Source organism: Actinomadura opuntiae, from assembly GCF_030283205.1.
In the GTDB taxonomy this organism is placed as follows: domain Bacteria; phylum Actinomycetota; class Actinomycetes; order Streptosporangiales; family Streptosporangiaceae; genus Spirillospora.
In genome coordinates this window covers 234,725-250,533 of the sequence record NZ_JASNWF010000008.1, presented here as the reverse complement: position 1 = coordinate 250,533, position 15,809 = coordinate 234,725, and the positions used below count along the sequence as shown (strand labels likewise).

At 71.5% G+C, this 15,809-nt stretch carries 15 protein-coding genes; 13 read left to right on the top strand and 2 right to left on the bottom strand.

Features of this window, described 5'->3' with window-relative positions; genetic code table 11:
- Positions 1-8 precede the first annotated feature (8 nt).
- The gene (locus tag QP089_RS19360; protein ID WP_285913068.1) at positions 9-845 is read left to right on the top strand and encodes a mycofactocin-coupled SDR family oxidoreductase; all 837 of its coding nucleotides are present in this window, start codon (positions 9-11) and stop codon (positions 843-845) included.
- Between the two features lie 14 nt (positions 846-859).
- Complete coding sequence (locus QP089_RS19355) at positions 860-2,068, top strand: cytochrome P450 (protein WP_285913067.1); 1,209 nt, start codon at positions 860-862, stop codon at positions 2,066-2,068.
- Positions 2,069-2,094: 26 nt separating this feature from the next.
- On the opposite strand, the gene QP089_RS19350 is transcribed toward QP089_RS19355, so the two are convergent.
- Positions 2,095-2,721 carry a TetR/AcrR family transcriptional regulator gene (locus QP089_RS19350; RefSeq protein ID WP_285913066.1) on the bottom strand — a complete coding sequence of 209 codons (627 nt, stop codon included), beginning with the start codon at positions 2,719-2,721 and terminating at the stop codon, positions 2,095-2,097.
- A 351-nt stretch (positions 2,722-3,072) separates the two neighbouring features.
- Between QP089_RS19350 and QP089_RS19345 the strand changes: the two genes are divergently transcribed.
- From QP089_RS19345 to QP089_RS19295, 11 genes are all read left to right on the top strand, one after another.
- The gene (locus tag QP089_RS19345; RefSeq protein WP_285913065.1) at positions 3,073-3,894 is read left to right on the top strand and encodes an MlaE family ABC transporter permease; all 822 of its coding nucleotides are present in this window, start codon (positions 3,073-3,075) and stop codon (positions 3,892-3,894) included.
- Positions 3,895-3,905: 11 nt separating this feature from the next.
- Positions 3,906-4,757: an ABC transporter permease gene (locus QP089_RS19340; RefSeq protein WP_285913064.1), complete on the top strand. Its 852-nt coding sequence runs from the start codon at positions 3,906-3,908 to the stop codon at positions 4,755-4,757.
- Entirely contained in the window at positions 4,754-5,821 is a 1,068-nt protein-coding gene (locus QP089_RS19335) for an MlaD family protein (protein ID WP_285913063.1), read from the top strand. Before QP089_RS19340 ends, QP089_RS19335 begins: the two co-directional genes overlap by 4 nt.
- Positions 5,821-6,984, top strand: a complete 1,164-nt coding sequence (locus QP089_RS19330) for an MCE family protein (protein ID WP_285913062.1) — start codon at positions 5,821-5,823, stop codon at positions 6,982-6,984. The genes QP089_RS19335 and QP089_RS19330 overlap by 1 nt, the downstream gene beginning before the upstream one ends.
- Complete coding sequence (locus tag QP089_RS19325; protein WP_285913061.1) at positions 6,984-8,084, top strand: MlaD family protein; 1,101 nt, start codon at positions 6,984-6,986, stop codon at positions 8,082-8,084. Before QP089_RS19330 ends, QP089_RS19325 begins: the two co-directional genes overlap by 1 nt.
- Positions 8,081-9,124, top strand: coding sequence for an MCE family protein (locus QP089_RS19320; protein ID WP_285913060.1), 1,044 nt, complete (start codon positions 8,081-8,083; stop codon positions 9,122-9,124). Before QP089_RS19325 ends, QP089_RS19320 begins: the two co-directional genes overlap by 4 nt.
- Before the next feature lie 8 nt (positions 9,125-9,132).
- The gene (locus QP089_RS19315; RefSeq protein WP_285913059.1) at positions 9,133-10,173 is read left to right on the top strand and encodes an MCE family protein; all 1,041 of its coding nucleotides are present in this window, start codon (positions 9,133-9,135) and stop codon (positions 10,171-10,173) included.
- The gene (locus QP089_RS19310; protein WP_285913058.1) at positions 10,170-11,465 is read left to right on the top strand and encodes an MCE family protein; all 1,296 of its coding nucleotides are present in this window, start codon (positions 10,170-10,172) and stop codon (positions 11,463-11,465) included. The genes QP089_RS19315 and QP089_RS19310 overlap by 4 nt, the downstream gene beginning before the upstream one ends.
- Complete coding sequence (locus QP089_RS19305; protein ID WP_285913057.1) at positions 11,462-12,283, top strand: hypothetical protein; 822 nt, start codon at positions 11,462-11,464, stop codon at positions 12,281-12,283. The genes QP089_RS19310 and QP089_RS19305 overlap by 4 nt, the downstream gene beginning before the upstream one ends.
- Positions 12,284-12,375: 92 nt before the next feature.
- On the top strand, positions 12,376-12,975 hold the full coding sequence (locus tag QP089_RS19300) for a TetR/AcrR family transcriptional regulator (RefSeq protein ID WP_285913056.1): 600 nt from the start codon (positions 12,376-12,378) through the stop codon (positions 12,973-12,975).
- 87 nt (positions 12,976-13,062) lie between these two features.
- Positions 13,063-14,523, top strand: coding sequence for an MFS transporter (locus QP089_RS19295; RefSeq protein WP_285913055.1), 1,461 nt, complete (start codon positions 13,063-13,065; stop codon positions 14,521-14,523).
- Positions 14,524-14,537: 14 nt separating this feature from the next.
- Here QP089_RS19295 and QP089_RS19290 read toward each other — a convergent pair whose 3' ends face one another.
- Complete coding sequence (locus QP089_RS19290; RefSeq protein WP_285913054.1) at positions 14,538-15,806, bottom strand: ABC transporter substrate-binding protein; 1,269 nt, start codon at positions 15,804-15,806, stop codon at positions 14,538-14,540.
- Positions 15,807-15,809: the final 3 nt, after the last annotated feature.

The following is a 15,809-nucleotide window of genomic DNA, read 5'->3' as shown; positions in this document are numbered from 1 at the left end:
AGGAAGCGATGCCCGGACGAGTCGAAGGCAAGGTCGCGTTCATCACCGGAGCCGCCCGCGGGCAGGGACGCGCCCACGCCGTGCGCCTCGCGCAGGAGGGCGCGGACATCATCGCGATCGACATCTGCAAGCAGCTCGACACCGTGCCCATCCCCATGTCCACCCCGGAGGACCTGGACGAGACCGTGGCGCAGGTGAAGGCCACGGGCCGCCGCATCGTCGCCGCCCAGGCCGACGTGCGCGACTACGACGCGCTGAAGGCAGCCGTCGACGACGGCGTCACCCAGCTCGGCCGGCTCGACATCGTCGTGGCCAACGCCGGGCTCGCCGCCGACGGCGCCCCCGTCCAGGACCTCGACGAGAAGCTGTGGCGCGACTCGATCGACGTCAACCTCACCGGCGTCTTCCACACCGGCAAGGCCGCCATCCCGCACCTCATCGAGGGGGGCCGCGGCGGCTCCATCGTGCTGACCAGCTCCGTCGGCGGGCTCAAGGCGCATCCGAACATCGCCAACTACGTGGCCGGCAAGCACGGCGTGGTCGGGCTCATGCGGTCGATGGCCGTCGAGCTGGCGGCGCACAACATCCGCGTCAACTCCGTTCACCCGACCCAGGTGGGCACGCCGATGCTGCTGAACGACCTCACCTACCGGATGTTCCGGCCCGACCTGGAGAACCCGACCCAGGAGGACATGGCGCCGATTTCGCAGATGATGAACGCGCTCCCGGTGCCCTGGGTCGAGGCCGAGGACATCGCCAACGCCGTTCTCTTCCTCGTCTCGGACGAGAGCCGCTACATCACCGGCGTCCCGCTCCCCATCGACGCCGGCTCGATGCTCAAGTGACCCGGAGGGACCAGATGAGCACCGACGACATGAGCACCGACGACGCCTTCTACTGGGACCCCTTCGACCCGCGGTTCACCGCCGACCCCTACCCGACGTACCGCAGGCTCCGAGACGAGGCGCCTCTCTACTACAACGAGAAGCACGACTTCTACGCGCTCGGCCGGTACGAGGACGTGGACCGGTGCCTGCCGGACTGGCAGGCGTTCTCCTCGGCGCGCGGCAACATCCTCGAGTTCGTCAAGTCGGGCATCGAGATGCCGCCCGGCACCCTCATCTTCGAGGACCCCGAGATCCACGACATCCACCGCAGGCTGCTGGTCCGCGTCTTCACCCCGCGCCGCATCGCCGAGCTGGAGCCGCGGGTGCGCGAGTTCTGCGCGCGCACCCTCGACCCGCTCGTGGGACGGGACCGGTTCGACCTCATCGAGGCCGTCGCCACCGACATGCCGATGCGGGTCATCGGCATGCTGTTCGGGATCCCCGAGGCCGACCTGCCCGCGCTGCGCGAGTCCGCCGACGAGAGCCTGCGCACCGAGGCCGGCGGGCAGATGGACGTGCGCGGCGGCGCCGGCCTCAGCAACGACATGTTCGGCGACTACATCGACTGGCGGCGCGAGAACCCGTCCGACGACCTCATGACGATGCTGATGACCGCGGAGTTCGAGGACGAGAACGGGGAGCGGCGCACCCTCACCCGCGACGAGGTGCTCACCTACTGCACGGTCGTCGCGGGCGCCGGCAACGAGACCACCGGGCGGCTCATCGGGTGGATCGCCTCGGTCCTCGCCGAGCATCCCGACCAGCGCCAGGAAATCGTCGACGACCCCTCGCTGGTCAACAACGCGGTGGAGGAGGTGCTGCGCTACGAGTCGCCCGGCCCCTATATCGCGCGCTACGTGAACAGGGATGTGGAGTTCCACGGGCGGACGGTGCCGGAGGGCAGCGCCCTGATGCTCGTCGCGGCGGCCGCCAACCGCGACGAGCGGCGCTACCCCGACCCGGACCGCTTCGACATCCATCGCAAGATCGGCCAGCATCTGGCGTTCGGCGTCGGCGCGCACTACTGCCTCGGCGCCGCGCTCGCCCGACTGGAGGGCCGGCTCGCGCTGGAGGAGCTGCTGCGGCGCTTCCCGAGCTGGGAGGTGGACTGGGACGGCGCCAGGCTCGCGCAGACCTCGACCGTCCGGGGGTGGGAGACGCTGCCGCTCGTCCTGCGCTGATGCGCCCGGCCGGAGCCGGCCGCGCCCTAGCGGGACTCCGGCGGCCCGGGGGCCGTGCCCGCGGCCTCCGGACCGCCCTCGTATCGGCGGAGGCACCGCTCGACGATCTCGACGGCCTCGGCGTGCCCGGCGGACATGCCGAGGCCGGCCTCCTCCATCACGAGGACCCGCGCGACGCTGGTCATCAGCAGCGACAGTGCGATCGGCGGGAACTCCGCGGTGTCGATCCCGTACCGGGTCGCGAGGCCCGCCATGGCCTCGGCCTGCGCGTGCCGGAACCGCTCGGCGTAGCGGGCGATCTCCGCGCGCAGGTCCTTGCGGTGGTTGGCGAGCGCGGCGAACTCCATCGTCAGCGCCACCGCGGCGGGGTCGGTGCTGAACTCCCAGAGCGCGCGCAGCGGGCGGGGCGAGGACAGCGCCTCCGCCTGCCGGCGCAGGCCCTCCTCCGCGCGGCGCCGGAACAGCTCCAGGAAGAGCTCGTCCATCGTGCGGAAGTAGTAGTGCACGAGCTGGGGCTTGAGACCGGCCCTGCCGGCGACGCGCCGCGAGGTCACCGCGGCGTAGCCCTCCTCCAGCATGAGGCGTTCCGCGGCGTCGAGCAGGACGCCTCGGTTCCGGGCGTCCGGTGCACCGATCCGGCGGCGCGTTGCCATGCCTCTCGCCTCCCGCGCACCCGGGCCGGGGCCGCTTCCCCTCCGCTCCCGATCGTATCGGGGGAGCGGGGCCGGCAGCCGCCGGTCGTCGGCCCGGCGGCCCGGCGGCCAGGGCGACCCCCCGGTCACGCACCGTCCGCATCCTTTTCCGTACGGCACTTGACAGTACGGCGTGACCGGGGATGTACTGTCATTCGCCTGAGATGAGAGTCACAGACTCTCTGAATGCCTATTCATGTTCTCACAGTGAAGAACTGTACTCTCGAAGTCGACACCGATAGTTCTCACAGCGGTTCGGGCCGCCGTCCGGCGAGGAGAGCAGAGGATGCGCGATCGGCAGGGGACACGCCCATGACCGCGGCCGCGGAACACCGCGCACCGCGCGCCTCCTGGGCCGGGGCGCCGCGACGGCTGCTGTTCGGCTGGCTGGAGCAGGCCGGCCTGCTGTTCGCGATCACGCTGGAGGGGTTCCGCAAGACCTGGGACGTGCGCCGCTGGTGGGGCGAGTGGATCGAGCAGTGCTGGTTCATCGCCCGGGTCACGACCCTGCCGGTGATGCTGATCGCGCTGCCGCTCGGCGGCACGATCGCGCTGCAGGTCGGGCAGATCGTCCGGCAGATCGGCGCCGAGTCCGGCACCGGCGCCACCGTCGTGCAGGCCCTGGTCACGCAGGTGGCGCCGATGGCGGCGGCCCTGCTGATCTCCGGGGCCGGCGGCTCGGCCATCACCTCCGACATCGGCTCGCGGCGGATCCGCGACGAGCTGGACGCCATGGAGGTGATGGGCATCAACCCGGTGCACCGGCTGGTCACGCCGCGGCTCTGGGCGGCCAGCACGGTCGGCGTCATGCTCTGCTCGCTGATCATCCTGGCGGGCATCGCCGGGGGCTTCTTCTTCAACGTGATCCGGGAAGGGGTGACGCCCGGGTCCTACTTCGACGGGGCGACCTCGCTCCTGCAGCTGTCCGACCTGCTGATCACCCTGTTCAAGGCGTGGGTGTTCGGCTTCATCGCCGCCGCGGTGGCCTGCTGGAAGGGCATGACCTGCCGGTACGGCGCGAGCGGCGTCGGGCGCGCGGTCAACCAGTCGGCGGTCGTCGCCGCGATGCTGGTGTTCGCGGCGAACTACGTGCTGTCCACGCTGGCCTACAGCCTCTTCCCGCCCCGGATCTGACGGGAGTCCCGATGACCGCGATCGTCCCGTACCGGGCGGCCCGCGTCCTGCGCCGCCGGTGGATCCCCCGCAATCCCGAGTTCACCGAGTTCCTCGTCTTCTCCGGGATGGTCCTGCACCACATGGTGGTGGACATCGCGCGGGGCAAGCATCTGAAGGCGGTCATCCGGCAGGTCAGCGACATCAGCGCCGGCGTCGGCGCGGTCGTGATGGGCCTCGGCATGGTCGTCGTCATCTTCTTCATGTCGTTCTTCACCGGCACCACCGTCGGCCTGCAGGCCATCCCCGGGCTGCAGCGGGTCGGTGTGCAGTCGCTCGCCGGGATCATCGCCAGCTACGCCAACGTGCGCGAGGTGACGCCGATCATCGCCGGCGTCGCGATGGTGTTCCAGCTCGGCGGCCAGTTCACCGCCGAGCTCGGGGCGATGCGGATCTCCGAGGAGATCGACGCCCTGGAGGTCATGGGCATCAACTCGCTCGCCTACCTGGTGTGCACCCGGCTGGCGGCGGCGCTGATCACGCTCGTCCCGCTGTACCTGCTGGCGCTGTTCGCCAGCTTCTTCGCCACCCGGATCATCTCGATCGACTTCTTCGGCATCTCGCCCGGCATCTACGACTACTACTTCCACCTGTACCTGCCGCCGATAGACGTCTTCTACAGCGTCCTCAAGGTGGTCGTCTTCACGGTGATCATCGTGCTGATCCACTGCTACCGCGGCTACAACGCCGCCGGCGGCCCGGTCGGGGTGGGCCTGGCGACCGGGCAGGCGATCCGCGAGTCCATGGTGACGATCGTCATGGTCAACCTGCTGCTGTCCTACATCTTCTGGGGCAACGGCGGAACAGTGAGCCTGACCGGATGAGGACCGTCGACCTCACGCCGCGCACCCGCCGCCGGTTCGGCGCCCTCGGGGCCGCCCTGGTGGCCGGCGCCGCGCTGGCCTCCTACCTGGCCGCGCGCGACACCCACCCCGGCTCGACCTACCTGAGGGCCACCTTCGGCCGGGCCGGGGAGGGGCTGGACGACCGCTCCGACGTCAAGATCCGCGGCGTCAAGGTCGGGCAGGTCGCCTCGGTCCGGCTCACCCCGCAGGGCCGGGCGCTCGTCAGGATCCGGCTGGACCACGGCGTCCACGCGCCCGTCACGTCCGAGGCGGCGATCTCGCCGCTGTCGGCGTTCGGCCCCAAGTACGTCGACCTGCGGCCCGGCCGGGGCGAGAGCACCGGGCCGTACCTGCACGACGGCGGAACCATCACCAGGACCAGCGACCCGCAGGACCTCACCGACGTCGCGGCGCCGACCGTCGACCTCCTCGACGCGCTCGGCCCGGACGACGTCGCCACCATCATGCGGTCGCTGGGCACCGGCCTGGACGGCCGGGGAGCCGAGCTCGCCGGCCTGGTCGACGACTCCGCGAAGCTGCTCGGCCTGACGGCGCGGCGCAGCGGCGACCTCGGCTCCATCGTCGGCGACGGCGGCGCGCTGGCCGGCACCGCCGCCCGCCACGGCGACGAGATCGGCGGGATCACCGACGACCTGAACAAGATCGCCCCGTCCATCACCGGCGACCCCGGGCAGTTCGCCAAGATGCTCGCCGGCCTGGACGACTCGGCCCGCACCCTGAACCAGATCCTCGCGTCCGACCCGAAGGGCGCCGGCCGCGTGATCGACGCGGTCACACCGGCGGCCGCCGTCCTGTCCAGGTACCGCGGCTACTTCCCCGACCTCATCAGCAGCAGCGGGCTGATCCTGACGCAGCTGGCCGGCATCGCCAACATCCCGGGACCGCACGGGACCCTGCTCTCGCGCGTCACCATCCACATCAACCCGAGCACCGCGCTGTGCGACTCGCTGCCGGGGATCTGCGGGCCGATCGAGCCCGCGGTCCCGAACAAGCCGAACCCGGCCGCGAAGGGGGGCGACTGATGGCCGCCCCGCGCCGGAGCCGGCTGCGCAGGCAGGGCCTGGACGCGCGCTCGGCGCGCCGGTTCGTCGTGTTCGCCATCGTCACGACCTTGCTGACCGTCTACATGGCGTTCCGGATCGTCGGCACGGACTTCGGGTCGGGCCTGCATCTGCGGGCGACGTTCGACGACGTCAGCGGCCTGCGGTCGGGCGACGAGGTGAAGGTGGCGGGCACCCCGGTCGGCCGGGTCACCTCGGTGAAGGTGGTGGACGGCCGGGCCGTGGTGGGGATGAAGATCCGCCCGTCGCTGCACATCCCCGCCGACTCCTCGGCCGTCATCCGGTGGAAGGACCTCATCGGCAAGCGCGAGATCTACCTGGAGACCGGCTCCAGCCGCGTCATGCTCGAGGACGGCCAGCGGCTCACCCGGACCCGGTCGGCGGCCGACCTCGGCGCGCTCATCAACGACCTCGGGCCGCTGGTCGGCGGCATCGACCCCGATGAGATCAACAAGATCCTGCAGTCGTTCGCCACCGCGCTGGACGGCAACCAGGACAAGATCAACCAGATGTCGGTGAACCTGGCGGCGCTCCTGCGCACGCTCGGCTCGCGCAGCGACACGATCCGGCAGATGATCGGGAACTACGCGACGGTCACCGACGCGCTGGCCGCCCGCGACCGGCAGATCACCGAGACCGTCACCAACCTGACCGACCTCACCCGGGCCTTCGCCCAGGACCGCGCCGCCCTCGGCACCGCGAGCACCCGGCTCGGCGACGTCGCGACCAACCTGGACAAGGTGCTCGGCGGCTCGGCCCCGCAGCTCGGCCGGCTGGTGCAGGGCACCACCGACCTGATGGAGATCGCGCACCGCAGGATGCGCGACATCGACAAGATGATCAAGAGCCTGCCGGCGGCGCTGCAGGCGCTGCTGACCCTCACCGACGGCGGCAAGTTCGTGCGCGGCAACGCCCTGTGCATGAACGTCGTCTACAGCGACACCTGCCCCTTCCCCGAGAACCTGCCGCCCCCGCCCGCCAGCGGCCCGGGCGGTTCCGGCGGCGGTTCCGGCGGCGGGGCGGCGGTGACCGGCAACGACGCGAAGCTCAGCCCGGCCCAGCAGCAGGTCTTCCGGGCCATGGTCAAGCTGGCGTTCCTGGGCGGCCAGAACGGGGGCCGGTGATGGGCCGGACGGACCGAAAGAGGAACCGGACCAAGGACGCGTTCGCGCGGTCGTTCCGCGACCGCAGTCCCGTGGCGATCGCCGCGGTGACGATCCCGACGCTGGCCGCGCTGGTGATCGCGGCCTACGCCTACGGCAGCCTCGGCCTCTTCCAGGGCGGCTACACCATGAGCGGCGTCTTCGCCGGCACCGGCGGCCTGCAGAAGGGCGCCGAGGTGCAGCTCGCCGGCGTCAAGGTCGGCAAGGTCACCGGGGTCCGGCCGGACTTCCGCGACGGCCACGTCATCGTGACCTGGAAGGTCGACTCCGGGATCAGGCTGGGCCCGCGGATGCACGCCGACATCCGGCTGTCGAACCTGCTCGGCGGCCAGTACGTCCGGCTGTCGGGACCGGTCGCCCGTCCCTACCTGAAGACGCTGCCGGACGGCCGGCGGCGCATCCCGCTGGAGCGCACCAGCATCCCGTACACGCTGAGCAACACGCTCGGCTCCGCGTCGACCATCGCCGGGAGGCTGGACGCCCGGTCGGTCGACCGGCTGCTCGGCGAGGCCGCCAAGGTGAAGCTGCCGTCCCAGCAGGAGACCGCGAAGATGCTCGCGGACCTGCGGAAGGTCAGCACGGCCCTGAACGACTCCTTCCCCCAGGTCGCCGCGATCATCGCCAACAGCGGGAAGCTGAGCGGCGCGCTGGCGTCCAAGGACCGGCAGCTCACCCAGCTGCTCGACTACGGCGACACCCTGCTGAAGGAGCTGGTGCGGCGGCGCGACGACCTCGCCGCCGCGCTCGGCAGCGGCAGCCGCGTCGTCAAGAGCCTCGACGACACCCTCGCCACGCACCAGAAGCAGCTGAACACGGTGCTCAACGACTTCCACCTCGCCGCGCAGACGATGGCCGGCGACAACCTGCCGTCGATGAACGTCGCCCTCGCCTGGTTCGGGCCCGCGTTCTACCAGCTGGGCATGGCCGGCAGCCGGGCCGGCCGGTGGATGGAGGGCGGGTTCGTCGGGTTCGGCCCGGTCCAGCCCGGCGTGGTCGGGCCGCAGCCGAACTTCAACCCGCCCAACTACCCGCTCGTCCCGACGGGACAGGTCGGAGGATGAGGATGCGACCGCCGCGCCGCCCGCTCGCCGCCGCCATGGCGGTGGTGCTCGGCGCCGCCCTCAGCGCCTGCTCGGTGCTGGCGGGCCCGCTGTCGTCCGGGTCGTCCTACCGCGTCACCGCCTACTTCACCCGGGCCGTGTCCTTCTACCCCGGCTCCCAGGTGCAGGTCATGGGCGTCAACGTGGGGAAGGTCGATTCGGTCACCCCGGTGAACGGGCAGGTCCGCGTCGTCGCCTCGATCGACGGCGACGTGCCGCTGCCCGCGACGGCCACCGCCGCCATCGTGCCGCTGAGCCTGATCGGTGAGCGCACGCTGACGTTCGCCCCCGCCTGGCACCCCGGCCTGGCGAAGATGGCGGACGGCGCCGTCCTGCGGACCGACCGCACGCAGGTCCCCGTCGAGGTCAACGACGCCCTCAAGTCGTTCGGCAAGCTCCTGGACAACTTCGACCCCGCCAAGGCCGACACCGCGCTGGGCAACGCCGCGGGCACCCTCAACGGCAACGGCGCCGCCTTCAACCAGGCGTTCCAGCAGGCCGGGCAGCTGGTGAACAACCTCGCCGGGCAGGACGAGCAGCTCCTCAAGGTCGCGCAGAACCTCGACCGGCTCGCCGGGATCGTCAAGGGCCGGGAGAAGACGCTCGGCAGGCTCGTCAGCGACTTCTCCAAGGCGTCCACGATGCTGGCCGGCGAGCGGTCGAGCATCCGGACGCTGGTCGAGGCGATCGCCGACCTCGCCAGGCGCGGCGACGTCCTGATCAAGATGCACCAGGACACCATCCCCGCCGACCTGGAGAAGGCCGCGCAGGTCAGCCTGACGCTCAAGGGCAGCGCGGACACGCTCGGCGGGGTGTTGCAGGCGCTGCCGAACTTCGGCTTCCAGTTCGTCAACGCCTACGAACCGAAGAACCGCGCGATCGTCCTGCGGGTCACCCTCGACAACTTCGCGCGCTCCTACCTGGCCGCGATCCTGAAGTCGCCCACGATCGACGAGAACGTGCCGTGCCCGCTCCCGCCCCCCTACTCCAACTGCCAGTAGGAGCCACCGTGAGACGAACCCTCCTGCGCGCCGGGACGCTCGTGCTCTGCGCGGTGCTGGCCGGCTGCGCGGCGCTGTCCGGCTGCTCGGTCCAGACGCTGCACGCGCCGAAGGGTCCGCTCACCCTCACCGCCGACTTCGCCGACGTGCAGAACCTCGTCACCGGGCACAGCGTCAAGGTCGCCGACGTCGCCGTCGGCTCCGTCACGAAGATCACGCTGGTGGACGCGGGAAACGGCTACCGCTCCCGCGTCACCATGTCGATCAAGAAGGGCGTGCGCGTCCCCACCGGGACGACGGCCAAGGTCACCACGACCTCGCTGCTCGGCGAGAACTACGTGCAGCTCCAGCCGCCGCCGGGACGCGCGCTGAACCAGGGGCCCTTCCTCGCCGACCACGCCCGCCTCGCGCTGACCACGACCAGCCCCGGCTTCGAGGACATCGTCGGCAAGGCCGCCCCGCTCGTCGGCGCCCTCGCCGACGGCGACGCCCCCGGGCTCGTGCGCACCGCGGGCACCGCCTTCGCCGGCCGCGGCCCCCAGCTGAACGCGATGATCGCCAACGCCGACACGCTGCTGAAGACCTTCGGCGAGCGGCGCGAGCAACTCGGACGGGCCGTCGACGACCTCGCGGCCCTCGGCAAGAAGCTCGCCGCCCACGAGGGCTCGCTGAAGAGCCTGCCCGGACGGGTCGCCGACGCCACCGAACTCCTCGCCGACGACCGGCAGAAGATCCTCACCGCCGTGCACTCGCTGTCCGACCTCGCCCGGACGGTGAACGACACCGTCCTCATCGGCCACACCGAGCAGCTCCGCCGGCTCATCGAGCAGATGGGGCCGACGCTCCAGGTGCTCGCCTCCGACAAGACCAGGCTCGGCACGCTCATCAACCGCCTCCAGGAGTTCGTGACCCGGATGCCGCGGCAGGTCTACAACGGCCAGCTGCTCACCTATCCGGTCATGGACTTCAACGGCTCGGCCACCCGGGGCGGCGGGACGGCGCCGTCGTCGCTGGCCGGGCTCGTCCGGATGCTGGGACCGCAGCGGTGAACCGCCGGATCAGGCTCAACCTGGCGGTGTTCGCGCTGCTCGGCGCCGTCCTGACGGTGTGGGCGGTGCGCAACGTGCTCGGCTTCGACCCGCTGTCCCGCCCGTACCGGATCAGCGCGCAGTTCTCCGACTCCCGCGGCCTGCAGCCCGGCTTCGACGTGACCTACCTCGGCGTCGCCATCGGCAAGATCCAGTCGGTGCGGCTGGACGGCGGCAAGGTCGTCGTCCGCCTCGCCATCGACAAGGGCCGGCGGGTCCCGCAGGGCGTCACCGCCACGGCCGCGCTCAAGTCCGCGATCGGCGAGCCGTACGTGGACCTGGAGCCCGCGGGCGGCCGGGCGGGCGCGCCCCCGATGCGTCCCGGCGACGTCATCCCGCTGTCCAGGACGAGCGTCAGCGAGAGCTACGGCGACCTGTTCGCGTCGGTGACCAAGGCCGTCAACGGGCTCGACCCGGCCAACCTCAGGATCGTCACGCGGGAGCTGGCGCAGGGCCTGGACGGGCGCGGCGACACGCTCCGGCTCAGCGTCGACGGCGCCTCCCAGCTCGCCCGGACCTTCGCGACCCACACCGACACGCTCGACAGCCTCATCACCAACCTCGGCTCGCTGACGAGCGTGCTGGCCGGCCGGCGCGCCGACCTGGCCGCCGGGATCTCCGCCACCGCCGACATCACCTCCTCGCTCGCCGAGGTGAACGACTCGCTCGTCCAGATCCGCGACCGGACCCCCGACCTGCTGGCGCGGACCGCCAAGCTGCTGCGCGAGTCGAAGCCGGCCGCGCAGTGCCTGCTCGGCGCGCTGAGCGACGCCCTGCCGGCGCTGCTGACGCCCGCCAACGTGTCCGCCCTCTCCCGGGGGCTGCAGTGGTCGCCCCAGCTGGCGTCCGCGATGCGCGGCGTCATCACCTTCGTCAACGGCCAGCCCAACCTCAACATCAAGTTCATCCTCACGCTGACACCGGAGAAGGGCGCCGTCGAGTACCGCAACCTCAGGCCGCTGCCGTCCATCCCGCGCATCCCGACCTGCCCCGGCGTGGACCTGCCCGCCCGGCAGAGCCCGCCGCTGAAGAAGGCGGAGACGACCGGCAAGAGCGGTTCCGGGTCCGCCGCCGCGACCACGCCGGCCGCGGTGCCGGCCCGCAACGCCGCCGGCACCGGCACCGACCGCCACGGGCCGCCGGCGTGGCTGATCTACCTGCCGCCCCTGGTGGCGGGGCTGGTCCTGCTGCGTGTCGTCATGGGCATGCTTGGGCTGGCCTGGCGCCCGATCTGGAGAAGGAGAAGCCGATGAAGGCCAAGGCCCCGGCCGTCCGGACGATCGACGAGGACCTCCTGGACGAGGAGCTCCCGGACGGCGACGAGTACGAGCGGATCTACGTCGTCGTCAGGAAGAAGAGCGCGGACGCCGAGCCCGGCGAGAGCGAAGAACAGGCCGCCGGAGCAGCGGACGAGCCGGCCGCCGGAGAAGTGGACGAGCCGGCCGCCGAGGAGGCCCCGGCGGAGGAAGCGCCGCCGCGCCGTCTCACGGGCATCGGCATGCGCCTCCTGACGGTCGTCACCGCCATCGCGCTGGTCGCGGTGAGCGCGCTCCTCTACGTCGTCTGGCAGCAGAAGGAGGACATGTCCGCGGACGCCCGGCGGCAGCGCGACCTGGCCGCCAGCGCGCGCAAGGTCGCCGACGTCTTCTTCAACTGGGACTACCAGCACATGTCCCAGTCGTTCGCCGCGAAGTACCCGCTGCTCACCAAGGCCGCCGCCGACGCCATCCGCCCGACCGCCGACACCCTGACCAGCTACTTCACCACCAACAAGGTGAGCTCGCGGGCCACCGTCACCGGCGTCTACCCGGGCGCGGTCAAGCGCGGCGCCGCCAACGTCATGGTGGTCATCAACACCAGGGTGACGACGGGCAAGACGGTGCAGGCCAACAGCGGCGCCACGGTCGCGCTCAGCATGAAGCTCGTCTCGGGGAAATGGCTGGCTGGTAACATCACGCTGCTGAGCCAGGGTGTGGAGTCCGCCACCGACGAGAACGGCAAGCCGGTCTCGGGCGGGACCGGCTCCTCCGGGTTGCCGGGCACCGTCCCCTCGGCCCGGCCGGCGCACTGACGCACGGCCGGCCGATGCCCCGCGACGCCGTCCCCGGCCGGCCACCGGCTTCCTCACCGCTCCGGTCGGAGCGTCCGCTGTGAAAGGCACTGATGCGCACGCACGGGTGGCGAGGCGACCCTCCTCGCGACGACGACGAGGCCCGGCGGCGGATCATCGAGGCGCTGATCCGGTGCGTGGACCGGTACGGCGCGCGCAAGACCGGATTCACGCAGGTCGCCGAGGAGCTCGGCGTCACCCGCGCGACGGTGTACCGCTACTACCGCAACATCGACGAGCTGATGAAGGCGGCGGGGTTCGCCGCGGCCGCCGAGTTCGAGACGCGGATCGCCGCCGACATCGGGCCGCTGACCGACCCGGGCGAGATCCTCGTCGAGGTCTTCGCCCAGGCCGTGGAGCAGCTGCCCCGCGACCCGCACGTCGGAATGATCTTCGCCACCGGGCGCGCCCCCATGTTCGGCCCGGACATCCTGTCCGCCGCCGCCCTCGACGAGATGAAGGTCTTCCTGTCCCGGCTGGACATCGACTGGGCGGCCCTCGGCTACGACGACGAGGAACTCGCCGGTCTCGCCGAGTTCTTCATGCGCCTGCTCTACTCCTACCTTTCGGTGCCCGAGGCCACCGGCAGCGACCCGCGTCCGTTCCTGCGCCGCTGGCTGACCCCTGCCCTGCTGGCCAGGGCGGCTCCCTGACCGGACGGGGCCGGCCGCCCATCCGTCCTTCCGGGCCGGACGAAAACGTGTGGCCCCGGCTCGCCGCCGCTCGGTACGGTCGCGGCCATGGCGATGGCAGGGGCTCCGGGACCGGGGGTTCGACCTGGTCGGCGAGGGTGGGCGCTGCTGCTCGTCCTGTGCGGGACGATCTTCCTTGAGGGCGGCGACGTCGCCATGCTGGCCGTCGCCGTCCCGAGCATCCGCGCCGACCTCGGCCTGACCACCGGCACCACGGCGTGGGTGATGAGCGGCTACGTGCTCGGCTACGCCGGTTTCACCATGCTCGGCGGCCGCGCCGCCGACCTGCTGGGCCGGCGCCGGATGTTCCTCACCTGGCTGGGCGTCTTCCTGGCCTTCTCCATGCTGGGCGGCTTCGCGGTCGACGGCTGGATGCTGGTCGCGGCCCGGTTCGTGACCGGTGTCGCGTCGGCCTTCATGACCCCTGCCGCCATGTCGATCATCACGACCTCGTACCCGAGGGGGCCGCAGCGCGACAAGGCCCTGCTGGTGTTCTCCGGCGTCGGCGCCGGCGGCTTCTCGCTGGGCCTGGTCATCGGCGGGCTGCTGACCGAACTCGGCTGGCGCTGGGTGTTCTTCGCCCCGGTGTTCCTGGCCGGCGCCATCCTGCTCGCGGCGTTCAAGCTGGTGCCGGCCGAGACCCGTCCCCAGCCCGCGCGGCGCGGCTACGACCTGGCCGGCGCCGCCACCGCCGCCGCGGCGATGCTGCTGTTCGCCTTCGGCATCGTCCGGATCGAGCACGGCGGCGAAGGGCTCGCGCTCACCCTCGGCGCGCTCGCCGCAGGCCCGGTACTGGTGGCGGTGTTCGTGGTGATCGAACGGCGCGCCCGAGTGCCGCTCGTCCGGCTGGGGATCTTCCGGCATGCCGCGATGGTGCGCGCCGACGCCGGTGCGCTGCTCTTTCTCGGCGCGTTCTTCGGCTTCCAGTTCATCATCACGCTCTACCTGCAGGAACTGCGCGGCTGGTCCTCCCTGCAGGCCGCCATAGCGCTGATCGCCATGGGCTGCGACGCCGTGCTGGCGCCGACCCTCACCCCGCGGCTGGTGAACCGCTACGGCAACGGCCGGGTGATCTTCGGCGGCTTCCTGCTGGCGATCGCGGCCTACGGGCTCTTCCTGCCGGTCGGGATGGACTGGTCCTACGCGGCGATGTTCCCGAGCCTGATCCTCTCGGGCGTCGCGTTCGCCCTCGCCTACGGTCCGCTGACCATCGCGGCGACCGACAGCGTGGCCCCGGAGGAGCAGGGCCTGGCCGGCGGGCTGCTGTACACCTTCACCCAGTTCGGCTCGGCGGTCGGGATCTCCGCGGTGACCGCGGTGTACGGGATCGCCTCGGCCGGCGGCGACGGCTCACCGGAGGCGGTGCTGGACGCCTACCGCACCGCGCTCGTCGTCCCGGCGGTCATGATTCTGCTGGGGGCGGCGGTCTCCGCCTTCGGCCTGCGCGCCACCAGGCCCGACGACGTGCGGGGCGGCACCCGCCGTCCCGGGTGCCGCCCGCGCGTCTGACCGGTGGTCGGTCGCTACTTCTGCGCGTACGCCTCGTCCATCTGCTTGAGGACCTTGGCGGGGTCGGCCTTGCCGGCGAACAGGTTCTGCACGCCGGTGAAGTGGGCCTGCTGGACCTTGGGGTTGGGCCACAGCTGGTCCATGAACGGGACGGTCTTGCCCGCCTTCTGGAAGTCGATGAGCGGCTGGAGGGCGGGGTCGGCGGTGAACTGGGCGTTGGGGATGCTGGGCAGGTTGCCGGTGGCGTTCGCGTACAGGTTCATGGCCTCGGGGGTGGCGAGGAAGTCGATGAACTTGGAGGCCAGGTCCTTGTTCTTGGCCTTGGCGTTGAGGGCGAACGCGCCGCCGGCGGCGCCGGGCATGCGGGTCTCGGCGGCGTTGTCGGTGGCGGGCAGCGGGAACAGGGCGAACTGCGTGCCCTGCGGCGCTTCGGACTTGAGCTGGTTGAGGGTGGAGGTGACCTGGACGGCGGCGACGGCCTTGCCCTTGGCCAGCTGCGAGACCGAGCTCTCGAAGGACGTGCCGAGCGGGTCCTTGGAGAAGCAGCCGCGCTTGTCCATCTCCAGGTACTTGTCCATCGCGGTCTTCCAGCCGGAACCGGCGAAGGTGGCCGAGCCGGCCTTCATCTTCTGGTCGAAGTCGGGCGTGGCCGCGTAGACGGTGGTGGGGACGAGGGCGTAGTCGACGAGCTGGGTGACCCAGTCGGTCTGGTTGCCGAGGGCGAAGGCGACCTTGCCCTTGGCCTTGGCGGCGTCGCAGAAGGCCAGCGTCTCGGTCCAGGTGGTGGGGATCTTGGCGCCGGTCTCGTCCAGGGCCTTCTTGTTGTAGAGGGCGCCGATGCCGACGAAGGTCAGCGGGACGATGTAGGTCTTGCCGCCGACCTGGGTGACGGGCTTGATACCGGGAGGGATCTGGGAGGTCCAGGACCGTCCGGACAGGTCGGCGAGGTAGCCGGTGGGGGCCAGGACATCGATCGCGCCGGGGTTGCCGTTGCCGGGCCAGGCGAAGAAGACGTCCGGCGCGGTGCCGGACGACAGCTGCGTGCGCAGCGTGCCCTGGTACTGGTCGGTGTCGGCGTAGGAGGCGGTGACCTGCACGCCCGGGTTGCGCTGCTTGAACGCCTTGATGGCGGCCTCGGTGCCGGCGCGGTCGGTGGCGACGGCCGACACGCGCAGGCTCTTGGCGCCGCCGGAGTTGGCGTTGGTGCCGCTGCTGCACGCGGCGGCGGACAGGGTGAGGGCCGAGGCCGCGCAGACGGCGGCCAGGCGATGGGTCTTGGACATGGT